This window comes from Rhodococcus sp. NPDC057297, from assembly GCF_042667435.1.
Lineage (GTDB): Bacteria > Actinomycetota > Actinomycetes > Mycobacteriales > Mycobacteriaceae > Rhodococcoides.
Window position 1 is genome coordinate 588,583 of record NZ_JBHUZE010000004.1, and the last position, 26,993, is coordinate 615,575.

Annotated in this window: 1 protein-coding gene; it reads left to right on the plus strand. The window is 65.0% G+C overall.

The genetic code is table 11. From position 1 onward, the window contains the following. Nucleotides 1–26,967, plus strand: coding sequence for a non-ribosomal peptide synthase/polyketide synthase (locus ACFULT_RS16165; protein WP_378481884.1), 26,967 nt, complete (start codon nt 1–3; stop codon nt 26,965–26,967). The last annotated feature ends 26 nt before the right edge of the window (nt 26,968–26,993 follow it).

The window sequence follows — 26,993 nt, forward strand, 5'->3', positions numbered from 1 at the left end:
ATGCGCGCCGCGGTCTCAGGCGAGTCCCATGGATCACTTCCTCCCGAGGGAGGTGCGTCGGAGCCGTTCCCGTTGTCGTCGGCTCAGCGTGGAATGTGGTTCGCGCAGCAGTTGGCGCCGTCGGTGCCCGTCTGCATCGCCCAGTACGTGGACTTGCGGGGCGACCTCGACCTGGAGTTGTTGAGGAAGTCGACGCGTCAGGCCGGTCACGAGTTTCAATCCGCCTTCATCCGTCTGTTCGAGGTCGACGGCGAACCGATGCAGGTGATCGATCACAGCATCGACGACTCGGTCGACTACCTCGATCTGCGGTCCGAGGACGATCCCATGGCCGCGGCGAAGACGTGGATCGATCGCAACTACACCGCTCCGGTCGACGTGACCACCGATCGCCTGGTGGACGTCTGGATTCTCCACGTCGAGGACGACCGGTACCTCTGGTACAGCAAGATCCACCACGTTGCGCTCGACGGCTACGGCGCCATGACGATGGTGAACCGGACGGCGGAGCTCTACACCGCGGAGCAGGAAGGCAGGCAGCCACCACCGGCAAAAGCGGCCGAGCTGCAGAAGCTGTACCAGCTCGACCAGGAGTACCGTTCCTCCGGTCGATTCGAATCGGATCGCGATTACTGGATCGAACACGTCGGTCATGCGCGTGGTGGTGCTTCCCTCGCCAACACCCCCGGCGCGACTGTCGCGGCAAGCACACTGTCGAGCGAAGCGTTGCGCACCGAGATCGTCGACGCTCTCGAAGCATCGGACGCGACCAAGGGCGCGACGTCCGCGGCCGTCGTCATCGCCGCGTTCGCGTGCTACCTCGCCAGGGTCACCGGCCGCGAGGAGGTCCTCGTCAACATTCCAGTGTCGGCGAGAACCACGGCGTTGCTCCGTCGCTCGGGCGGCATGCTCGTCAACGTCGCACCGTTGTCGATTCGCGTGGATCCCGACGGCACCGTGGGCGACCTCGTCCAGCAGGTGCAGCTGGAACTGATGGGTGCGTTGCGCCACCAGAGATTCAGCCTCGAGGACATTCGGCGCGAACTCGCGACGCGCGGCAGGGACGCCGACCTCACGGGTCCGATGGTCAATGTGATGCTGTTCCACCAGCAGATCCAACTCGGTTCCATTGCAGGCGAATTCAATATCGTCACCTCCGGTCCGGTCGAGGACCTCCTCGTCAACATCTACCAGAGTGGTAGCCCGGCAAAGACGTTCGTGGACTTTCGCGGAAACCCGAATCGCTACGTCGACGAGGACCTCGTCCGTCACCACCGGACGTTCGTCGAGGTCGTCGACGCGTTCGTCGAAGCGAGCCCGCACGACGCGGTCGATACCGTTCATCAGCCGAGTGCGGACGTGGGAAGGATTCGGCGCGCCGAGCGTTCCGAACTCGACTACTGGACCTCGGTTCTCTCCGACGCGCCCAGCCCCGTCGGCTTCGCCGGGTTCGGCAGCGCAGAATCCGATGGGGAACGGACGGGCGCTCCGACGCGGAGGACAGCATCCGCGTCGATCGACGCCGCCACCCACCGGGGCCTGTTGTCGGCGGCCAACCACCAGAACGCCAGCGTGCTGGTGTCTGTTCACTCGGCGTTGGCCGTGCTGCTGTCACGACTGGCCGACGAAGCCGACATCTCGATCGGCGTGCGTACGCGATCGACCGACGGCAACGTGGTCGTCCTCCGCTCGGCGGTCGACGCGGCGGAGTCGTTCTCCGATCTCGGTGCTCGGCTGCGTGACATCGATTCGGCTGCACTGGCTCACGCGGGCGCCACGTTGGAGTCGGTCGGTGCGACGGTCAACTCGGCGGGGTCCACGAAAGCGGACTTGATCCGCGTACTTCTGTCGTTCGGAGTCGAGGACCTGAGCGACGATCTCGATGTGGTCGACGTCGTGATCACCGCGCACGAGACGTTCGATGCACTCGGCGTTCCCGCCGGTATGTCGATCCAGTTCGTCCATGATTCGGAAGCGGACGACAGCACGGCGCAGGCGCATGTCGACAGGCTCGTGACGTTGCTGCGCAGTGCGGCTACCGATCCGGCCGGTTCGGTCGGCGACGTCGATATTCTCACGGATGCCGAGCGGGCTGCGCTCGTCCCTGTTCGGGGTGTGCCGTCGGTGGACGGGCAGTTGTTGTCGGAGATCTTCGCCTCCGCGGTAGAAGCTGCGGGGGTGAGCGCCGAGGCTTTGGTGGTTGCGGGTTCGGGTGCACCCGTGACCTACGGAGAGCTGGATTCTCGGTCGTCTGCGTTGGCTGAATCGTTGGTCGCACGCGGTGTCGGTGTCGGTTCGTTCGTGGCCGTCGGATTGCGTCGCTCGGTGGAGTACGTGATTGCTGTGTGGGCAGTGGCCAAGGCCGGCGGTGCATTCGTACCGGTCGACCCGTCGTACCCGGCGGATCGCCTTGCGCACATGCTGTCGGATTCCGGTGTCGCGGTAGGGGTGTCGACGTCGGAGTACATCGACGTACTGGCCGAGTCCGGGCCCTCGGTGGATTGGGTCTCGCTCGACGAATCGAACCTCGTCGCTGCCGAGACTGTGTCGAGTCCTGAAACACCGAGTCCTGAAACACCGAGGCCTGAAACACCGAGTCCGGTGCCGTCGCTGGACGATGCGGCGTACCTGATCTACACCTCGGGATCGACAGGTGTGCCGAAGGGCGTGGTGGTCACGCACCGCGGACTCGGCGACTTCGTCGAGGAGGAGCGGACCCGCTTCCGGGTCACCACCGACTCGCGTGTTCTCGCGTTCGCGTCGACGAGCTTCGATGCCTCGGTGCTCGAATTGCTGCTGGCGTTCGGCGGCGCCGGCACGCTGGTGATCGCGCCGACGGATGTGTACGGCGGCTCCGAGTTGGCTGCGGTGTTGTCGGGGGAGTCGGTGACCCATGCGTTCGTGACGCCTGCGGCGTTGGCTTCGGTGGATCCCGCTGGACTGGACGATCTGCAGGTCGTGGTGACCGGTGGCGACGCCGCCGGTTCGGATTTGGTGGAACGGTGGGCTCCGGGCCGCGATCTGTTCAACGCCTACGGACCGACCGAGGCCACGGTCTTCTCGTCGGTCAGCGAGCCGTTGACGGTCGATCGTGGTGTCGACATCGGCGCTCCCATCTCGGGTTCGGAGCAGCTCGTCCTGGACTCGCGCCTGCGGCCTGTTCCGGTGGGTGTGGTGGGTGAGTTGTATTTGTCGGGTCCTGGTGTGGCTCGTGGTTATCATGATCGTTTTTCGTTGACGGCGGAGCGGTTCGTTGCGGCTCCGTTCGGTGGTGGTGTGCGGATGTATCGCACGGGTGATGTGGTGCGGTGGTCTGGTTCGGGTGTGTTGGAGTATGTGGGTCGTAGTGATTTTCAGGTGAAGGTGCGTGGTTTCCGGATCGAGTTGGGTGAGATCGATTCGGTGGTGGTGGGTCATGGTGATGTGGATTTCGTGACGACGGTGGGTGTGGATGGTCCGTCGGGTGCGACGGTGTTGGTGTCGTATGTGTTGCCGGTGGCGGGTGCGGTTGTAGATGTGGAGGGGTTGCGGGAGTTCGTGGCGGGTGTGTTGCCGTCGCACATGGTTCCGTCGGCGTTCGTTGTGTTGGAGTCGATTCCGTTGACTCCTGCGGGCAAGTTGGACCGACGCGCACTACCGTCTCCGACGCTCGCGTCGCACTCGGTGTTCCGGGCCCCACGGACCGACAACGAACGACGAGTGGCCGCGGTGTTCACGGACCTACTGGACTCGCAGAAAGTCGGCATCGACGACAGTTTCTTCGATCTCGGTGGAAACTCATTGGTCGCAACACGATTGATCGCTCGGGTGAACGCCGACCTCGGTTCGTCTCTGCGGGTTCTCGACCTGTTCGAGGCACCGACGGTCGTCGGGCTGACCGCTCGTGCCGAGGACACTGCCGGCTCGTCGAACCGCCCCGCGCTGGTTCGTGCCGAGCGTCCGGACGTGGTTCCGCTGTCGCTCGCGCAACAGCGTATGTGGTTCATCAACCAGTTCGACACGCAGTCGGCTGCCTACAACATCCCACTCGCAGTGCGGTTGTCCGGTGCCGTGGACGTCGCGGCGCTCAGCGCTGCGGTGGCGGACGTGGTCGATCGCCACGAGAGTCTCCGAACCGTGTTCCCGACCGTGGGCGAGCTTCCTCGGCAGGTCGTGGTGGACGCGGCCGATGTCGATCTGTCGATGGACGTGGTGTCCATCGACGAGAGCGCGCTGGCGGGGCACGTGTCGTCCGCCGCTGCACGCGGCTTCGACGTCACGACCGACGTGCCGATTCGAGCCACGCTCTACCGCCTCGACGGTCGCGAGGACCGGCATGTGCTGGCGATCGTCGTCCATCACATCGCGGCCGACGGTGCTTCCATGGCTCCGCTCGCCTCCGATGTGATGATCGCGTACTCGTCGCGGGTGGCCGGTGAACTTCCGACCTGGGAACCCCTGGCCGTTCAGTACGCGGATTACTCGCTGTGGCAGCGCGGGCTGCTGGGGTCGGAGTCCGACGCGGAATCCCTGATGTCCCGCCAGCTGGCCTACTGGTCCCGAGTACTGGCGGATGCGCCCGACGTTCTGCCGTTGCCTCACGACCGACCGCGCCCCAGCACTCAATCCGTGGCAGGCGCAACGACGAAATTCGAGATTCCCGCAGAACTTCGGTCCGAGCTCGTGCGGTTGGGCGCCGCACACGACGCGACACCGTTCATGGTGTTCCATTCCGCGCTGGCGATCCTGCTGGCCAGGTTGAGTGGTACCGAGGACATCGTGGTGGGTACGCCGATCGCGGGTCGCGGTGAGGCCGGGTTGGATGCGTTGGTCGGTATGTTCGTGGGGACGTTGGTGTTGCGGACGGAGGTGTCGGCGCACCTGTCGTTCGTGGAGTTGTTGGCGGCGACTCGGGCTGCGGATCTGGCTGCGTTCGACAACACCGATGTGCCGTTCGAGCGGTTGGTGGACGAGTTCGCGCCGTCGCGGTCGACGGATCATTCTCCATTGTTCCAGGTGTTGTTGGAGTTCCAGAACAATCAGCGGGCGCACCTCGAGCTGCCCGATCTGACGGTGAACATCGAGGAAATCGACACCGACACCACCAAGTTCGACCTGCAGCTTCGGATCGACGAGGCAGCGGGGGACAGCGGCACGTCCAGTGCGGCGTTCACGTACTCCACCGCCTTGTTCGACCCGGACACAATCGATCGTTTCGTCGACCGTTTTCTCCGGTTGCTCGAGTCGATCACCCGCGCCCCGCAGGCGCCGCTTCGGAATCTGGACATTCTGTCGGTGTCCGAGCGCGACACCGTGCTCGCCGTGTGGAACTCCACCGAGCATCAGCTGCCTGCCCAGGTCGGATCGGACCCGACACTCGGCAGCTTGTTCGACCTGCAGGTCGCGCGGAGCCCCTATTCCATCGCGTTGGTGTTCGACGACGAACACGTGACGTATCGCGAGTTGGACGAGCGTGCCAACCAGCTCGCACGTCATCTGGTGTCACTGGGAGTCGGGCCGGAATCGCATGTGGGACTTGCAATTCGACGATCCACGGATCTGCTGGTCGGCATGTACGCGATCATGAAGGCGGGTGGCGCCTACGTTCCGATCGACCCGGACCATCCCGTCGACCGATCCGCGTACGTCATCGACAGCGCGCAGCCCGTCTGCATCCTGACGACGAGCAGAGACTGGATCGATGTGTCGGTGGCCACTCCGGTGCTCGCCGTCGACCTGATCGATGTATCGGACAGGGCGACGACTCCGCTGAGCTCGTCGGAGCGGCTCGGCGACATCTCCGGCGCGAACACCGCCTACGTCATCTACACCTCCGGCTCGACGGGACGGCCCAAGGGCGTAGCCGTCACACACGAAGCCATCGTCAACAGGTTGCTGTGGATGCAGGACCGGTACCGGCTCGAGCCGTCGGACAACGTGCTGCAGAAGACTCCGGCGAGCTTCGACGTGTCGGTGTGGGAGTTCTTCTGGCCGTTGCAGGTCGGCGCCAAACTGGTCATCGCAGCACCCGACGGTCACCGTGATCCGGAGTATCTGTCGCGGGTGATTCTGCGCGAACGAATCACCACCCTTCACTTCGTGCCGTCCATGCTCGCCGTTTTCGTCGACGGTGCGCACGCCGAGGACTGCGAGTCACTGCGCTTGGTGTTCTGCAGCGGCGAGGCATTGCCGCCTGCGACAGTGGAGGCATTCGCTGCCTTCTCGGATGCGCAATTGCACAACCTGTACGGTCCCACGGAGGCAGCGGTCGACGTGACGTCGTATCACTGCGTCTCGTCGGATCCGATATCGATTCCGATCGGTGCCCCGGTGTGGAACACACGCACCTACGTCCTCGATGCGTCGTTGAAGCCTGCACCGATCGGTGCACCGGGTGAGCTCTACCTGGCAGGTGTTCAACTCGCACGTGGCTACGTCGGCCGCGGTGATCTGACCGCCGATCGTTTCGTTGCCGATCCGTACGGCGAACCAGGTGAACGTCTCTACCGCACTGGCGACCTAGTCCGGTGGCGCGCCGACGGCAACCTCGAGTACATCGGCCGTACCGACTTCCAGGTCAAACTCCGCGGACTGCGTATCGAGTTGCCCGAAGTCGAATCGGCGCTGCTTCGTCATCCGTCGGTCGCACGCGCCGTGGCCGTCGTCCACCGCACCGTCTCCACGGGCGAGGCTCTGGTCGCCTACGTAGTACCCGTGCGGGGAGCAACCGTCGACGCAGCCGAGTTGGCACGCGCCGTCGGCGAGTCCCTGCCGGCGTACATGGTGCCGTCGCTGGTGGTCGAACTGGCCGAGTTCCCGCTGAACTCGAGCGGAAAACTCGACCGGAAAGCCTTGCCGGACCCGGTGTTCACGCTGACCGACGACGAGATCGTCGCACCGTCGAACCCGGTCGAGGAGATCATCGTCGGCGAATTCGTCGCGCTTCTGGGCGGAGAACCCATCGGCGTCACCCAGAACTTCTTCGCCGTCGGTGGTAACTCTCTCGTCGCGATGCGAGCCGTGGCGCGTATCAACTCGGCTCTCGGATCGAGCCTGACCGTTCGCGATCTGTTCGACGCACCGACCGTGCGTTCGCTGGCTGCGGTCGTCGAATCGCAGGGCTACCGGACCGATCCGAAGCCGGCGCTGGTTCCGCTGGAGCGGCCGACGTCCATCCCGGTTTCTCTTGCACAGCAGCGTATGTGGTTCATCAACCAGTACGACACATCGTCGGCTGCGTACAACGTGGCCTTCGCGATGAGGCTGACCGGCCGGCTCGATACGACTGCACTGCGCAGTGCCATAGGCGACGTCGTCGACCGACACGAAGCCTTGCGGACCGTCTTCCCTCTGACCGACGACGGTCCCGTCCAGTCGATCCTGGAATCGCACCAGGCGCTGCCCGATCTGACTCCGGTCCCGGCCGAGTCCGAGGACGATGTCCTTCGTCTCGTCACCGAGGTCGCGTCCGCAGGATTCGACGTCGCCAGCAGTGTCCCCGTCCGAGCCCGACTGATCGAGGTCGGACCGGAGGATCACGTGCTCGCGTTCGTCGTGCACCACATCTCCTCCGACGGATTCTCGACCGGTCCGCTTGCTCGAGATCTGATCGTCGCCTACAGCGCGCGTACCCAGGGTGAGGCGCCGACGACGTCGGCGCTGCCTGTGCAGTACGCGGATTACTCGCTGTGGCAGCGTGCTTTCCTCGGTGAGGAATCGGACACCGAGTCCGTGATGAACAAGCAGCTGGGTTTCTGGGTGGACACCTTGTCCGGAGCCCCGGATGTTCTGGACCTCCCGTCGGACCGTCCACGCCCGGCCGAATCGTCGTTCCGCGGTGCGGAAGTCGAGTTCTCGATCGACCCCCAGGTCCACGCGCGCATGGCGGAGTTGGCCGCCGTGCGCGATTCCAGCGTGTTCATGATCGTTCACGCGTCGCTCGCGGTGCTGCTGTCCAGGCTGTCGTCGTCGTCGGACATCTCGGTCGGTACACCGATCTCCGGACGCGGTGACGCTGCGCTCGACGATCTCGTCGGAATGTTCGTCAACACACTCGTTCTGCGGACCGAGATCGACGCCGCGCAGTCCTTCCGGGATCTGCTGGCCGATGTCAGGGCCACCGACCTCGCGGCGTTCACTCACTCGGACATTCCGTTCGAGCGCGTCGTCGATGCGCTCGACCCCGTGCGGTCCACCTCGCATACCCCGCTGTTCCAGGTGATGCTGGAGTTCCAGCACACGGATCGCCCGAACATCACTCTGCCCGGTTTGAGTGTCGAGGCAATGGATCTGGCGAACGACATCGCCAATTTCGACCTTCAACTGACTGTGTCCGAGCGCTTCGACGCCTCCGGACAGGCAGCCGGTATCGAGGCCTCCTTCCGGTACGCCGCCGACCTGTTCGACGCTGCCACCGTCAGCACGTTCGCGGACAGGTTCGTCCGAATCGTGGACGCGGTCACCTCGGATTCCGAAGTTGCCGTCGGCGACATCGACACTCTGTCGACGGACGAATTCGGCGCCCTGACGCCCGTTCGAGGCGCCGCACCGATGCCGCCTCGACTGCTGCCCGAGATATTGGCGGACTCCGTCGTGTCCGCAGGCGAGTCGGCCCATGCGCTCGACGTCGACAACGGAGTCATGACCTACGGAGAGTTGGACGCTCGGTCCTCTCGACTGGCTCGCATGATCGTCGACCACGGCGTCGGCCCCGGTGACGTGGTTGCGCTCGCACTTCCGCGTGGCGCCGACTCCATCGTCGCCATCTGGGCCACGGCGAAGGCCGGAGCGGCGTTCCTTCCCGTCGACCCGACGTATCCGGCAGACCGAATCACACACATGATCACCGATTCGGGTGCTGCGCTGGGACTCACGACGCTCGCCGACAACTCTGCGTTGGCTGCGTTGTCCGACCGGGTCGTCTGGGTCGTTCTGGACGACCCACGCTTCCAACAGGTGACGTCGACGTTCTCGACTGCCGCGATCACCGACGCCGAGCGTGTGGAACCGCTGCGGATCGACGACGCTGCGTACCTGATCTACACCTCGGGGTCGACAGGTGTGCCCAAGGGCGTGGTGGTGACCCACCGCGGTCTGGCAAACCTTGCCGCGGAGGAACGTACACGGTTCGAGGTAGAGCCGGGGTCGCGGACGTTGGCGTTCGCCTCACCCAGTTTCGATGCGTCCGTCCTGGAATTCGTGCTTGCGTTCGGAGCAGGGGCGACGATGGTGATCGCACCGTCCGGAATGTACGGTGGCCCGGACCTGTCGAACTTGATGCGCGACAAGCACGTGACCCACGCCTTCGTCACCCCCGCGGCGCTGGCGACGGTCGACCACACGGAGTTGCCGGAACTGCGCGTCATCGCAACCGGCGGCGACGCATGCCCGCCGGAGTTGGTGGCCAGGTGGGCGCCCGGCCGTAAGATGTTCAACGCGTACGGACCGACCGAGGCCACCATCTTCTCGTCGATCAGCAACGAGCTCGTCCCCGGCGGCGTCGTGGACATCGGTTCTCCGACAATCGGTTTCGCCGAGGTCGTACTCGACTCTCGCTTGCGGCCGGTACCTGTCGGTGTCCCGGGTGAGCTGTATCTTGCCGGTCCGGCTCTCGCACGCGGTTACCATGGTCGACTTCCGCTGACGGCCGAGCGATTCGTGGCGGATCCCTACGGTGAACCGGGCAGCCGGATGTATCGGACCGGCGACGTCGTCCGCTGGAACCGCGCCGGTGCGCTGGAGTTCGTCGGACGCAGTGATTCGCAGGTCAAGGTGCGCGGTTTCCGCATCGAACTCGGCGAGATCGATGCGGCAGTCGGTACGCACGACGGTGTCGACTTCGCGACGACAGCCGGCGTCAGAGGACCCGCCGGCAACACCATCCTGGTGACCTGGTTCGTCGCCGCGGAGTCCGCGTCGCCCACTGTCGACGCGGCGATTCTGCGCGAGCACGTCGCCGCAACGTTGCCCGCCCATATGGTGCCCACCGCGTTCGTTCAGCTGGAGTCGATTCCGCTGACCCCTGCGGGCAAACTCGACCGCCGTGCGCTTCCCGAGCCCACGTTCGACGGTCCGGCCGACATCGGCCGAACGGCGGATACCGCGATCGAGAAGCTGCTGGCAGGACTCTTCGCCGAAGTTCTCGGCCTCGAGCAGGTCGGCGTCGACGATTCGTTCTTCGCCCTCGGCGGAGACAGCATCATGTCGATCCAGCTGGTGTCCCGAGCCAAGGCAGCAGGCCTCGTCCTGTCGCCACGGGACGTATTCGAACGCAAGACGGTTGCCGCACTCGCCGAAGTCGCGTCGTCCGCGGACGGCGACTCGGTGACGGTCCTGGAAGAACTGCCGGGCGGCGGCGTGGGTGACGTGCCGCTGACGCCCATCACCCAGTGGATGATCGACCGCACGCACGTGTTCGACCGTCACACACAGACGGCGTTGCTGACCTTGCCGGACGACATCGAGCGATCCGCTCTGGAGGCGACCGTTCAGTCCGTGCTCGATCATCACGACATGCTGCGTGCCCGCCTTCGTCACGAGGACGAGCAGTGGAGCATGGACGTGCAGCCCATCGGTTCCGTCGCGGCTGCCGCGGTGGTGCACCACGTCTCGGTCGGCTCGAGCACCGGTGACGAGTTCTCCTCGGTCGCCTCGGCCGAGCTCGAACGTGCAGCAGCACGTCTGGCCCCGGCCAGCGGCTCCATGATCCAGTTCGTCTGGTTCGAAGCCGCCGACAAGTCCGGACGACTGCTGATCGTCGCGCATCACCTCGTCGTCGATGGTGTGTCGTGGCGCGTCCTGGTTCCCGACCTCGCCACGGCATGGGCACAGCTCGAGGCCGGTGAGCAGATCGCTCTGCTCCCCGTCGGTACGTCGATGCGGCGGTGGGCTCACGGTCTGGCCGACGCGGCGGAGTCCCGCCGGAGCGAGCTGGCGTTGTGGAAGGACACACTGTCCGGGGACGATCCGCTGGTCGGCTCGCGCGCGCTCGACCCTGAAACCGACGTCTACGCCACGGTCGATCACGTCGAGGTCGAACTGTCGGCCGACGTGACCGAGGCATTGCTGACAACCGTTCCGGAAGTGTTCCACGGCAGCGTCAACGATGGTTTGATGGCCGGTCTCGCACTGGCCGTCGGCGCGTGGCGACGCGCCCGTGGTATCGAGACACAGGATTCGCTCGTCTCGCTCGAGGCCCACGGACGCGAGGACCACATCGTCCCCGGCGCGGACCTGTCTCGTACCGTCGGGTGGTTCACCACCATCTATCCGGTTCGAATCGATCTGCGCGGCATCGACTTCGACGACGCGATGAACGGTGGCCCGTCGGCCGGCGCGTTGATCAAATCCGTCAAGGAACGACTTCTCGGAATTCCGGACCACGGCATCGGCTTCGGCATGCTCCGCTATCTGGACGACGAGTCGCGAAACGTACTGGCACCCCTGACGTCGCCGCAGATCAGCTTCAACTATCTCGGGCGGTACGGCGCGGGTATTCCCGAGAATCTGCGCGGCGTGGGCTGGCTCCCGGTCGAGGACGACAGAATCGGCGATGTCCAGAACCAGGATCTACCGGTCTCGGCGGCCCTCGACATCAACGCGGTCACCACCAGTGGTGAGCACGGTGACGCCCTCCGGGCTACGTTCGCGTTCCCGTCGGGAGTACTGGAACGCGACGACGTCGAAGAGTTGACATCTCTGTGGGTGAGCGCTTTGACGAGCATCGCCCGGCACGCGCGGGGTGCGGGCGCGGGTGGATTCACCCCGTCGGACCTCGATCTCGTTGCGCTACCGCAGAGTTCGATCGTCGACATCGAGAAGCGGTATCCGACGTTGACCGACATCTGGTCGATGTCTCCGTTGCAGTCGGGCATGCTCTTCCACGCCGAGTTGTCCGACCAGACGGTCGACGCCTACATCGTCCAGCTCGTCATCGAACTCGGCGGCTCGGTCGATGCGGATCGCTTGCACCGCTCCGCTCAGGTTCTTCTCGATCGCCACTCCAACCTCAGGTCGGCGTTCGTTCACGATCTCGACGGCAACGCTGTGCAGGTCGTTCAACGAGGCGTCGACGTTCCGTGGCTGGAAATCGACCTGCGGGATGTGTCGTCCGAGAGCAAGGATGCCGAGCTCGACCGCATCCTCGTCGCCGATCGTGCAACACGCTTCAACATGGCCGACGCCCCGCTGCTGCGGTTCACGTTCGTGCAGGTCGCCGACGGACAGTGGCGACTCGTGCTGACCAATCACCACATCCTCATCGACGGATGGTCGACGCCGCTCGTCATCCGTGAGCTGCTCACTCTGTACGCGACCGACGGCGACGACGCGGTGCTCCCTCGGGTGCCCGCATACCGCGACTATCTGGCGTGGATGAACAGGCGCGACGGCGAAGCCGGCCGTCAGGCCTGGATTTCGGCGCTCGCCGGACTGTCCGAGCCGACTCTCCTGACCCCGGTCGAGAGCCGGCGACAGGAATCGACCCGAGCCGGTCGTGCGCTGACGTCGTTCGACGCGGCGGACACCACCGCGCTCCGCGTGTTCGCGCGGGACCGTGGTGTCACGATCAACACCCTGGTACAGGCAGCGTGGGGCACAGTGCTCGCGACGCTGACCGGACGTACCGACGTCCTGTTCGGCGCGACCGTGTCCGGGCGGCCGCCGGAGATCAACGACATCGAATCGATGATCGGCCTGTTCATCAACACTCTCCCGGTTCGAGTGACGCTGGACCCGCGGGAGACGTTGAGCGAGTTCGTCATCCGCCTGCAGAACGAGCAGGCAGGGCTGCTCGACCACCACTACCTCGGTCTCACCGAGATCCAGCGTGCCGTCGGTCCAGTGGTCGCCTTCGACACTCTGACGGTGTTCGAGTCGTACCCCGTCGACCGCGGTGGACTGTCCGACGAGACCGACATCGCAGGACTGCGTGTGTCGGGAATCGTCGACGGCAGCGACACCGCGCAGTATCCGCTCACTTTGGTCGCGATGGCCGACGATCGACTCCACGTCGAAGCGAAGTACCTGCCCGAGGTGTTCGATCAGGATGCAGTGGAGGCGATTCTCGGCAGGATCGTGGCCGTTCTGGACGCGTTCGCGACCCAGCCGGAACTACCTGTCGGGCAGCTGCAACTGTTGTCCGAGTCCGAGCGTGACCTGTTGGTCCCGGTACACGGCGCGCAATCCGTCGCCGGACGACTGTTGTCCGACGTCTTCTCCGAAGCCGTGAACACAGCCGTCGGCGCCGGCGGTGTCGACGCGATCGCCGTCGTCGCGGGCAACGAATCCGTGACGTATCAGGAACTGGAAGCGCGATCCACGCGAGTTGCCGACGTGCTGCGCTCACGCGGTGTCCGCCCGGGCACCTATGTGGCAGTGGGACTGCAGCGTTCCATCGAGTACGTCGTCTCGGTATGGGCTGTGGCGAAGGCCGGCGGAGCGTTTCTCCCCGTCGATCCGTCGTATCCCCAGGATCGCATCGAACACATGTTGACCGACTCCTCGGCGCCGGTGGGTATCTCGGTGGCTCGGTACACCGATGTGCTGACCGAAGCGGGCCGGGACGTCGACTGGATCGTTCTCGACGAAATCGACTGGTCTGCATCCGAGTCGAGTTCTGTGGCAGTCGACGACCGACGGCCGGACGACCAGGCAGTTCCGTCGCTGGACGATGCGGCGTACCTGATCTACACCTCGGGATCGACAGGTGTGCCGAAGGGCGTGGTGGTCACGCACCGCGGTATCGCCGATCTCGCCGAGGAGGAGCGGACCCGCTTCCGGGTCACCACCGACTCGCGTGTGCTCGCATTCGCGTCGACCAGCTTCGATGCGTCGGTGCTCGAGATGGTGTTGGCGTTCTGTGGCGGCGCAACCATGGTCATCGCGCCGACCGACGTCTACGGCGGCGTCGAACTCGCAGCGGTGTTGGCCGAGAAATCGGTGACCCATGCGTTCGTGACGCCTGCGGCGTTGGCTTCGGTCGATCCCGCTGGACTGGATGCGCTGCAGGTCGTGGTGACCGGTGGCGACGCCGCCGGTTCGGATTTGGTGGAACGGTGGGCTCCGGGCCGCGATCTGTTCAATGCGTACGGACCGACGGAAGCGACCGTGTTCGCGTCGCTCGGTACACCAATGCGTCCAGGTGCACCCATCGATATCGGCTCACCGGTGCACGGATTCTCGGTTGTCGTTCTCGACGCCATGCTGCGGCCTGTTCCGGTGGGTGTGGTGGGTGAGTTGTATTTGTCGGGTCCTGGTGTGGCTCGTGGTTATCATGATCGTTTTTCGTTGACGGCGGAGCGGTTCGTTGCGGCTCCGTTCGGTGGTGGTGTGCGGATGTATCGCACGGGTGATGTGGTGCGGTGGTCTGGTTCGGGTGTGTTGGAGTATGTGGGTCGTCGTGATTTTCAGGTGAAGGTGCGTGGTTTCCGGATCGAGTTGGGTGAGATCGATTCGGTGGTGGTGGGTCATGGTGATGTGGATTTCGTGACGACGGTGGGTGTGGATGGTCCGTCGGGTGCGACGGTGTTGGTGTCGTATGTGTTGCCGGTGGCGGGTGCGGTTGTGGATGTGGATGTGGAGGGGTTGCGGGAGTTCGTGGCGGGTGTGTTGCCGTCGCACATGGTTCCGTCGGCGTTCGTTGTGTTGGAGTCGATTCCGTTGACTCCTGCGGGCAAGTTGGACCGACGCGCACTACCGGTCCCCGACTTGTCGAGTGGGGCCGAGCATCGCGATCCGACGACGGACACCGAGCGAGCGATAGCGGACGTGTTCGCCGAGGTTCTCGGGATGGACTCCGTCGGTGTCGACGACAACTTCTTCGATCTCGGTGGTGACTCGCTCAGCGCCACCAGAGTCACCTCGCGGGTGAACTCTGCCCTGGGCAGTTCGGTGACGGTGCGTGCGCTCTTCGAATCACCCACCGTCGCAACGCTGTCGCTGCGAGCACAGTCCGACGAATCCGCCGCGGATCGACCCCCGTTGGTGCCCGCGGTGCGCCCGGAGATCGTGCCGTTGTCGCAAGCACAGCAGCGGATGTGGTTCATCAACCAGTTCGACACGCAGTCGGCTGCCTACAACATCCCACTCGCGGTGCGCTTGACCGGACATCTCGACATCGAAGCGCTCGGGGCAGCGGTCTCGGATGTGGTTGCGCGGCACGAGAGTCTGCGTACGACGTTCCCTATGGCTGGAGAACGGCCGAGACAGCAGATCCACTCGATCCCCGACGACCGTCTCGTCTTCGACGTCGTGAACGTGGACGCCGGCGATCTGACGGCACGGATCATGGCCGATGCATCTCGCGGGTTCGACGTCACGACCGACATGCCGTTCCGTGCCTCGCTCTACCGCCTCGACGGTCGCGAGGACCGGCATGTGCTGGCGATCGTCGTCCATCACATCGCGGCCGACGGTGCTTCCATGGCTCCGCTCGCCTCCGATGTGATGATCGCGTACTCCGCACGGGTAGCAGGCGCTGCACCCGTTCGTGAGCCTCTCGCGGTGCAGTACGCCGATTACGCACTGTGGCAGCAGATCCTTCTGGGTGACGAGTCCGATTCGGAGTCGCTCCTCGCACGCCAACTGGCCTTCTGGGCGCGCACTCTGGCGGATGTCCCCGAGGTTCTGCCGTTGCCGATCGACAAGGCGCGGCCGAATCAGCAGTCGCTTCGCGGCGCCTCGGTGCCGTTCCACCTCTCGTCCGACACCCATGCCGCGCTGACCGACATCAGCCGACGCGGTGGGGCAACGATGTTCATGACCGTCCATGCGGTCTGGTCCGCGTTGTTGGCCAGGTTGAGTGGTACCGAGGACATCGTGGTGGGTACGCCGATCGCGGGTCGTGGTGAGGCCGGGTTGGATGCGTTGGTCGGTATGTTCGTGGGGACGTTGGTGTTGCGGACGGAGGTGTCGGCGCACCTGTCGTTCGTGGAGTTGTTGGCGGCGACTCGGGCTGCGGATCTGGCGGCGTTCGACAACACCGATGTGCCGTTCGAGCGGTTGGTGGACGAGTTCGCGCCGTCGCGGTCGACGGATCATTCTCCGTTGTTCCAGGTGTTGTTGGAGTTCCAGAACAATCAGCGGGCGCACCTCGAGCTGCCCGATCTCGTCGTCGACGGAGTCGACATCGATGCAGGCATCGCGAAGTTCGATCTGCAGTTGACCGTGTCCGAGAACTTCGACGACGACGGCGTCCCTGCGGGGATCGACTTGGCATTCACCTATGCCACCGATCTGTTCGAGGAATCGACCGTCCACGAGTTCGTCCGACGATTCTCCATGCTCGTCGACGGTGTGACGGTTGCCCCTGACCGCGCCATCGGCGATGTCGAGATTCTGACGGCCGACGAAGTCCACGCGCTCACCGTCGACTGGAACCACGAGGGAACCACTCCGTCGACCGAGACTCTCGCGCAGCGCTTCGAAGCGTCCGCTGCACGGTTCCCGGATCACACCGCGGTGGTGTTCGGCAGCCGTCGGTACACCTATTCCGAGCTGGACAATCGATCCAATCAACTTGCACGACACCTCGTGTCGCGAGGTGTCGGCCCGGAAACCCTGGTTGCAGTGGCGATGCCTCGCAACGCCGAACTGGTCGTCGTCCTACTCGCGGTGCTCAAGGCAGGCGGCGGTTACCTGCCGGTGGACGTGACCTACCCGGCCGACCGGTTGGCGTTCATGCTCGAGGATGCTCGGCCGGTCTGTGTGGTGTCCACGATCGCCGATGTCACGGCAGTGCCGACCGACGACCTGACGACCGTGCTGCTCGACGATCCGTCCGTCGTCGAGGTGCTCGACAGTCTCGACTCGAATCCGCTGACGCCTGAGGAAGTCGGTGGGATCGTCGACGCGGAGTCGATCGCCTACGTCATCTACACCTCGGGCAGTACGGGCCGTCCCAAGGGTGTGCAGGTTGCGCACTCCACGGTGGCCACGCTGTTCGAGAACACCGTCGACTTGTTCGAGTTCGACGAGACCGATGTGTGGACGATGTTCCACTCCTACGCCTTCGACTTCTCGGTGTGGGAGCTGTGGGGGCCACTGCTCTACGGCGGCACCCTCGTGGTCGTCGACTACTACACCGCTCGCTCGCCGGAGTTGTTCCGAGAGTTGCTCGTTGCCGAACAGGTCACGGTTCTCAATCAGACCCCGACGGCGTTCTACCAGTTCGCCGAGGCCGATCGTGTCGCGCCTGCAGATTCCGCACGACTTGCGTTGCGGTACATTGTCTTCGGCGGTGAAGCGCTCGATCTCGGTCAGCTCGGCCGGTGGTACGCACGCCACCCGGAGAACGCTCCGACGTTGGTGAACATGTACGGAATCACCGAGACCACCGTGCACGTGAGCCACCTTGCACTGACCGAGCAGTTCGCTGCCTCGGCATCGGCGAGCGTCATCGGCCAGGCGATTCCCGGGCTCTCGGTGTCGGTCCGCGACAACAGGTTGCGGCTCGTTCCGCCTGGAGTGACCGGCGAGATGTACGTCTCGGGTGGCCAGCTGTCCCGGGGATACCTCGGACGCGCCGGACTGTCGGCAACGCGTTTCGTCGCCGACCCGGACGACACCGACGGCGCACGGATGTACCGAACGGGCGACACCGCTCGATGGAACCGCGAAGGTCGGCTCGAATACCTCGGTCGTAGCGACATGCAGGTCCAACTGCACGGGTTCCGTATCGAGCTCGGCGAGATCGAATCCGCTCTGCTCGGAGTCGACGGAGTTGCGCAGTCCGTGGTCTCGGTACGCGACGACGGGGCCGGTGATCGACTGGTCGGATACGTCGTTCCGGAAGCCGGGCGCACGCTCGACGTCGCAGGTGTTCTCGACGACGTCGCCTCGTCGTTGACGTCGTACATGGTGCCTGCAGCACTCGTCGTGCTGGCAGAGCTCCCGCTCACCGCGAACGGAAAGCTCGACCGTAAAGCGCTACCCGCGCCGGACTTCTCGTCTCGGGTCACTCAGAGTCGGGCACCCGCGTCCGAGATCGAACACAGCCTGGCGGCACTGTTCGCCGAGGTGCTCGGTCTGGACACCGTCGGCGTCGACGACTCGTTCTTCGCGCTCGGCGGAGACAGCATCATGTCGATTCAGCTCGTGTCCCGCGCCAAAGCAGCGGGACTCGTCATCGCCCCGCGCGACGTGTTCGAACGAAAGACCGTTGCCGGGCTCGCCGAGGTGGTGGCACTCGTCGGCGACGCCGACGTCGTCGTGCTGGAAGAATTGCCCGGTGGAGGCGTCGGAGAACTGCCTCTCACTCCTATCGTGCAGTGGATGCTCGAGCGGAGCGAGGAGTTCGGCCGGTACACCCAGACTGCGCTTCTACAGCTGCCGAAGTCCATCGACCGGTCGACTCTCGAGCGCACGGTCCAGGCAATTCTCGATACCCACGACATGCTCAGGGCACAGCTGTGTCGAGACGACGACGGTGTGTGGACCGAGACGGTCGCGGCCGAAGGTTCGGTCTCGGCGTCCTCGGTGCTCCACCATGTGACGGTCGACGACGTGTCCGGTGACGCATTCTCGGCACGGGCTGCCGCAGAACTGGATCAGGCAGCGGACCGACTCGATCCGGCGACCGGCCGCATGATCCAGATGGTCTGGTTCGAATCTCCCAGCGGTGCGGGCCGTTTGCTCGTCGTTGCACACCACCTGGTGATCGACGGTGTCTCGTGGAGAATTCTGGTTCCGGATCTCGCGTCCGCATGGTCTCAGGTAGTGGCAGGGGACGAACCGGCACTTGCTCCCACCGGCACGTCGATGCGTCGCTGGGCAACCGGATTGGTCGACGTCGCCGCCGAGCGCACCGACGAACTCGCGTTGTGGACGTCGATCCTGGACGGACCCGATCCGTTGATCGGATCTCGTGCCCTCGACCCCGCGGTCGACGTCGACGCGACGGTCGAACGCATCCGGGCGTCGTTGCCGGTCACGGTCACCGAGCGCTTGCTCACGACAGTTCCGGAGAAGTTCCACGGAAGCGTCGGCGACGGCCTGCTCGCAGGCCTCGCACTGGCGTTGATCGCCTGGCGCAACGAACGCGGTGCCGACGGTGACACGCCGCTGAGCGATGCGTTGTTGAGCGATGCGTTGTTGAGCCTGGAAGGGCACGGACGCGAGGACGGTGTCGTACCCGGTGCCGATCTCGGCCGCACGATGGGATGGTTCACCACGATCTTCCCGGTCCGTCTCGACCTGAAGGGAATCGACGTCGCCGACGCCTTTGCCGGAGGGTCGGCTGCGGGCGAGGCGATCAAGGCGGTCAAGGAACAGTTGTTGGCCATCCCGGACCACGGCATCGGTTTCGGTATGGCTCGTTATCTCACCGACGAAGGCCGGGCCGTGCTGGCTGCGTTCCCGAAGCCTCAGGTCAGCTTCAACTACCTGGGCCGATTCGCCACGGGCAGTTCCGAGGGCATGGAGGACGTCGGCTGGATCCCAGTGTCCGACACCACGCTTGGCGATGCGCAGAATCCCGACATGCCGGTGCCGGCGCTGCTGGACATCAACGCGGTCACCAACACCACCGACCAGGGTCCGGTACTGGACGCGACGTTCGCGTTCCCGTCCGGCGTCCTCACCGCACCCGAGGTCGATCGCCTGGTGGAACTGTGGGTGGAGGCTCTGACAGCACTGACCACTCATGCCGACGCGCCCGAAGCCGGCGGGTACACACCATCCGACCTCGAGCTCGTCGACATCGACCAACCGACGATCAGCGCTCTGGAAAACCGATTCCCGGATCTCGACGATGTCTGGTCGATGTCTCCGCTGCAGTCCGGGCTCCTGTTCCACGCGCGACTCGCAGGGGAGGTCGCCGACCAGGTCGATACGGGCGTCGACGCCTACATGGTGCAGCTCGGACTCGAGCTCCGCGGCGTCGTGGATGCGGACCGAATGAAAGCCGCGGCACAGACGTTGCTCGATCGGCACGCGAACCTGCGGACTGCGTTCGTACACAACTCGAACGGTGATTCGGTACAGGTCGTACAGACGGGAATCGACGTGCCGTGGTCGCACGTGGACTTGTCGGGTACACCGGATCCCGACGCAGCGCTCGACTCGGTGCTCCGGGATGACCGTGCGCGCAGATTCGCACTGGACCACGCGCCGCTGCTTCGGTTCACGCTGATCACGAAGTCGGTCGGCGCGGACGGTTCGGGGGAGTGGCGCTTGCTGCTCACCAACCACCACATCCTGCTGGACGGGTGGTCCACGCCGCTGCTGATCAAGGAACTGCTGACGTTGTACGCGACGGCCGGTGACGACTCGATGTTGCCTCGCGTTCCCGCGTACCGCGATTACCTGAGCTGGATGCGGCGCCGAGACGCAGCCGCATCGAAGGCGGAGTGGGTTCGGGCATTGTCCGGTGTCGAGGAACCGACTTTGCTGGTCGACGCGGATCGCGGGCGACTGCTCGAGGCCGTGTCCGTCGAATCGACGCAATCGCTGTCGAAGGAGATCACCGCTGCCCTGCGGGATCTGGCAGCTCACCGCGGCGCAACGCTCAACACCATCGTGCAGAGCGCATGGGGCGTCGTACTGGCGGCACTGACCGGTCGTGACGATGTCGTCTTCGGGGCGACTGTCTCGGGTCGACCACCGGAGATCCCCGGTATCGAATCGATGATCGGTTTGTTCATCAACACACTGCCGGTGCGCATCACGCTCGATCCGGCCGAAGCCGTCGGAGATCTCGTCGACCGGGTACAGGTGGAACAAGCGAGCCTGCTCGATCACCACTACCTCGGCTTGACCGATATCCAGAGGGCCGCCGGAAACGGTGTCTCGTTCGACACCCTGACGGTCTTCGAGTCGTACCCGGTGGACAAAGCCGGGCTGTCGGCGGACACCGACATCGCCGGGCTGAAGGTTGCCGACGTTCTCGGTACGGATGCAGCGCACTACCCGTTGACACTCGTGGCGTCCGTGGACGACAGGTTGCACCTGAAGGTCAAGTACCTGCCCGAGCTCTTCACTGCCGACGACGTCGAGCGGATCATCGCGCGTATTTCTCGGGTTCTGCACGCCGTCGTCGAGAACGACAGAACGCCGCTGGCCCGTATCGACCTGCTGGCCGAGTCCGAGCGCGCTGCCCTCGCACCGGTCCACGGACCTCGGGGACGTTCCACCGTCCTCCTCGGTCACATCTTCGAGAACGCAGCGAAGAAGTCCGCCGGCCGGGTCGCGTTGCGGTTCGGTACCGAATCGCTCGGCTACGACGAACTGGACAGCCGTTCCACTCGCCTCGCTCGGCTGCTGCTGCAGCGCGGCGTATCCGCCGAGTCGTTCGTCGCGCTCGGTCTTCCGCGCTCGATCGAATCGGTCGTCGCTGTCTGGGCCGTCGCCAAGACAGGTGCAGCGTTCGTTCCGGTCGACCCGGGATATCCGCGGGATCGCATCGAACACATGGTGACCGACTCGGGCGCCCAGTTCGGACTGACGATCGCCGGCAGGCTCGGGGACCTCCCGAAAACTGTCGCCGACGGCATGCCCTGGATCGTGCTCGACGATCCCGCGACCGACACCGAGCTGCAGGCCATGCCTGCCGAACCGCTGGCGGAACACGAACGTGTTGCCGGCCTCGGAATCGACAGCACGGCCTACGCCATCTACACCTCGGGCTCGACGGGTCTGCCCAAGGGCGTCGTGGTGACGCATTCCGGTCTGGAGAACTTCGCGCACGAACAGGCCGAGCGATACTCGGTCACTCCCGAGTCGAAGACTCTGCACGTGTCGTCGCCGAGCTTCGACGCATCGGTGCTCGAATACCTGCTTGCCTTCGGTGCCGGAGCGACGATGGTCATCGTCCCGCCGACGGTCTACGGCGGCGAGGAACTGCACCGAATCCTGTCCGACGAAGCCGTGACGCACGCGTTCATCACTCCGTCGGCGCTGGCGTCGGTCGATCCGGGTGGCCTGGAGACGTTCGCTCACGTGGTCGTCGGCGGTGAGGCCGTACCGGCAGAACTGGTGTCCAAGTGGGCGCCGGGACGCAAGCTCTACAACGGGTACGGCCCGACCGAAGCCACCATCATGTCCAACATCAGTGATCCACTGGACGCGTCGGCTGCTCTGACGATCGGTGGTCCGATCCGAGGCGTCCACGAGGTCGTGCTCGACAGCAGGCTCCAACCGGTACCCGTGGGCGTGACCGGCGAGCTCTACCTGGCGGGCGTCGGCCTGGCTCGGGGCTACCACGACCGCCCGGCTCTGAGTGCGGAGCGTTTCGTGGCCGATCCGTTCGGTGCTCCCGGTGAGCGGATGTACCGAACGGGCGACCTCGTCCGCTGGAGGAGTGGAGCCGGCGGAACGACCATGGACTCGAGTGGAGCCGGCGGAACGACCATGGACTCGAGTGGAGCCGGCGGAACGACCATCGGGGACAGTGGAGCCGGCGGGAGTTACACGATCGAGTATGTCGGGCGGAGTGACTTCCAGGTCAAGGTGCGCGGCTTCCGCATCGAGCTCGGTGAGATCGACGCGGTGCTCGCCACGCATCCGGCTGTCGATTTCGTTGCGACGATCGGCGCCGAATCACCCTCCGGTGCCACCGTTCTGGTCGCGTACGTCCGTGCGTCGACGTCGGGTTCGACGCTCGATCACGGTGAGCTGAACGCCCATGCGTCCGAGCGTCTACCGGGGCACATGGTGCCGTCTGCGTTCGTTCAGCTCGACGACATTCCGCTGACTCCGGTCGGCAAGCTGGATCGGCGCGCGCTGCCGACGCCCGAGTTCGATTCCGAGGGTGTCGATTTCGTCGCACCTCGAACGGACGCCGAGGCATCGGTGGCCGAGGTGTTCGCCGAGATCCTCGGAGCCGACCGCGTGGGTGCGCTGGACAACTTCTTCGATCGCGGTGGTGACTCGTTGTCTGCGACTCGAGTGATTGCCCGTGTCAACGCCGAATTCGGGACACGGATCGGCGTGCGCAGCATTTTCGAGGCTCCGACCGTGGCGGGACTCGCCGGCCTCGTTGCCGGATCGGCCGGAGATTCCGGCGGACGGCCGGTGTTGCGGCCCGTCGAGCGCCCCGAGGCGGTACCGCTGTCGCTGGCCCAGCAGCGTATGTGGTTCATCAACCGGTTCGATCCGGCCTCGCCCGCGTACAACGTTCCTCTCGTCGTGAAACTCACCGGTTCGTTGGACGAGTCCGCGCTGCGAGCAGCTGTCGCAGACGTACTCGAGCGGCACGAATCGCTGCGTACGACGTTCCCGAACGTCGGGCAGTCGCCCGCACAGGTGATTCACTCCGCCGCGGAGGTCATCCCCGAGGTGACGGTCGAATCGGTGCGTGACAACGAACTTGTCGACGCGCTCGGTCGCTTCGCCGGCCGCGGGTTCGACGTCACGACGGAAATCCCGATTCGTCTGGCGCTCTATCGAACCGGCGAGGACTCCCATGTGCTCGCCGTGGTCGTGCACCACATCGCGGCGGACGGAGCTTCGATGGCGCCGCTCGCTCGCGACGTCATGGTCGCGTACTCGTCGAGAACGGCGGGTGTGGCTCCGGCGTGGAGTCCACTCGAAGTGCAGTACGCCGACTACACGCTGTGGCAGCGAGAACTTCTCGGCTCCGAGGACGACGAGAACAGTGTCGCCGCACAGCAACTCGGATTCTGGCAAACCGCCCTGCGCGGTACTCCTGACCTACTGCCCCTGCCCACCGACCGTCCACGTCCGACCAACCAGGACTTCCGCGGCGGGCGAGTCAAGTTCGACATCGATGCTGATCTGCATCGTCGGGTGGTGGAGTTCTCCCGTGATCGCAGTGCGACGATGTTCATGATCGTGCACAGTGCCTTCGCGGCGACATTGGCCCGGCTCAGCGGAATCGACGACATCGCGATCACCACACCGGTCGCCGGTCGCGGCGAGGCAGCGCTGGACGACCTCGTCGGCATGTTCGTGAACACTCTGGTTCTGCGCACCGTCGTCGACGGTGCGGAGCCCTTCGAGTCGTTGCTCGGCCGCGTCGTCGAGTCGGACCTCGAAGCGTTCGGCCACACCGAGATTCCGTTCGAACGTGTCGTGGAGGTTCTCAACCCGACGCGGTCCACGTCGTACGCTCCGCTGTCGCAGGTTGCGCTGTCGTTCCAGAACAACACAGCTGCACGGTTGGACCTACCGGATCTGACTGTCGAAGGCGTCGATTTCGATGTGCCGGTTGCCAAGCAGGACCTTCAGTTGCTGCTGGCGGAGACGTTCGACGACGCAGGCGAACCCACCGGTATCGACGGTGCATTCGACTTCGCGACGTCGCTGTTCGATGCTGCGACGGTGCAGACGTTCGCGGACAGGTTCGTTCGTATCCTCCGCGCTGCTGTGTCGGCACCATCCGCGCCGATCGGGGATGCCGACGTGCTCGGCGAACACAAGCACCCGGCCCTCGCGCCGGCCAGGGGCGAGGCAGGCGGTCCGTTCCGGACGTGGCCGATGATTCTCGCCGACGCTGCCGCCGCGAACCCGGACGGGATCGCCGTCGAGTACGGCGACATCGGGTTGTCCTACCGCCAGCTGGACGAGTGGTCGACACGTATCGCGCGGATGCTCATCGATTTCGGCGTCGGGCCGGAGACGTTCGTTGCGCTGGCTCTGCCGAGGTCGATCGAGTCCATTCTCTCCATCTGGTCCGTCGCGAAAACGGGTGCTGCGTTCCTTCCCGTGGACCCGAACTACCCGTCGGACCGCATCGCGCACATGCTCGACGATTCCCGCGCGCCGATCGGACTGACGGTTCGAGACCACCGAGATTCCCTGCCGAACAGCATCACCTGGCTCGTGGTGGACGACGAGGATTTCACCGCCGACATCAAGCGGTACCCGACCTCGCCGGTGACCGACGCGGACAGGGTCACTCCACTTCACCTCGACAACCCGGCATACCTGATCTACACGTCGGGATCGACCGGTCGACCGAAGGGCGTCGCGGTGCGGCACCGAGGCCTGGCGAACCTCGAGGACGAGGTCACGTTGCGTTTTCACCCGACGCAGCACTCCAGGATCTCGCACATCGCGTCCCCGAGTTTCGACGCGTCGATCTACGAGTTGACGATGGCGTTCGGCGTGGGCGCCACCATGGTGATCGTTCCTCCCGGTGTCTTCGGCGGTGACGATCTGGCCGATCTGCTGGAGCGCTCGCGGGTGACGCACGCCTTCCTCACGCCGGCTGCGCTCGCGTCGATCGACCCCACGCGTCTCGGCGACGTCGGCGTCCTGGCGGTTGGCGGCGAAGCGTGCACTCCGGAACTGGTGGCACGGTGGGCACCGGGTCGAATGATGTTCAACGGCTACGGACCGACGGAAACGACGATCCAGGCCAGCGTCGGCGGCCCCCTCGTACCGGGACGGACGATCGACGTGGGCAGCCCGGCGATCGGGTTCCGCTTCCTCGTGCTCGACGCCAGACTTCGGCCGGTGCCGGCAGGCATCGCGGGTGAGTTGTACATCGCCGGACCGGGAACGGCCCGCGGTTACGTCGAGAGGTTCGCCCTGACGGCGGAACGGTTCGTTGCCGACCCGTACGGCGAAGCGGGCGAACGCATGTACCGGACCGGCGATGTCGTGCGGTGGGTGAGCTCGGCGCACGGAGACGAATCGGGTGAACTGAAAATCGAGTTCGTCGGTCGCAGTGACTTCCAGGTCAAGGTCCGCGGCTTCCGCATCGAACTCGGCGAGATCGACTCGGTGCTCACCGACCACCCTGCGCTGAACTTCGCCGCGACGATCGGGCACACCGCCCCGTCGGGCGACACGGTGCTCGTGTCGTACGTCAGAACGGTCGCCGGAGTCGACGTCGGGTCCGCCGAGGTCACCGAACACGTGGCGACGGTTCTTCCCCGACACATGGTTCCGACGGCAATCGTTTTCCTCGACTCGATTCCGCTGACGCCCGTCGGCAAGCTCGACCGGCGCGCATTGCCGGTGCCGGAGCTGACGGCGTCCACCGTGCCGTACCGCGCGCCCTCGACGGCAACCGAACAGGCGGTGGTGAATGTGTTCACCGACGTCCTCGGTGTCGAGCGTGTCGGTGTCGACGACAACTTCTTCGACCTCGGCGGTACGTCACTCGTCGCAACCCGAGTGGTACCGGCGTTGGAATCGGCGACCGGTGTGCGGGTACCGCTGCAGGCGCTGTTCCTCGACCCGACGCCCGCCGGGCTTGCGGCGCGGGTGGACAGCCGCGAGGACACGGCGCCGACGGGCTTGGACAGCGCATTCGGTGTTGTCATACCTCTGCGTGCAGAAGGAAGCGGAGACCCGTTGTTCTGCATCCATCCCGGAATCGGGTTGTCGTGGGGGTACTCGGGAATCGTCCGGCACCTCGCCGACGATCGACCGGTGTACGGCCTGCAGCTGCCGAGTATCACCGAGGGAGGGTCGTTCGATTCGATCCAGGCGCTGGCAGCTCGGTACGCGCACGAGATCCGTCGGGTCCGTCCCACCGGTCCGTACAACCTGCTCGGCTGGTCTCTCGGCGGTGCTGTCGCCCATGCGGTAGCGGTCGAACTCCGGCGGGGCGGAGCGGATGTCGATTCGCTGACCATCATGGACAGCTACGTCGAGTCCGGTGACGACACTCCGCAGGGCAAGCTCAGCGTCGAGGAACTACTCGAGGGGCTCGGACTCGACCTGCCGACCGTCACGTCGGATGGGCCGCTGACCTACGAGGGCGCCGTCGAGTTGTTGTCGGTGTCGTTCGGACAGGACACCGGTCTGACACCGGAGCACCTCGAGCGCATCAACGACGGTTTTGCCAATTCGACGTCGATCATGAGTCGATTCGTGCCCGACGTCTTCGACGGGAATGTCTTGTTCTTCGCGGCAGGTCGCGGGTCGGGTGACGGGGTCGACCGTGATCCAGCGGTGTGGAATGCATTCATCGAAGGAGAACTTGAAATCAGGACGATCGATTGTGCCCACAATCAAATGATCGAACCCGAAGTTCTTTCCGAAGTCGGCAATGTTCTGGAGAATTATCTGACGAAATAGAGTGCTTTTCTCTTCTGAAAGGGACG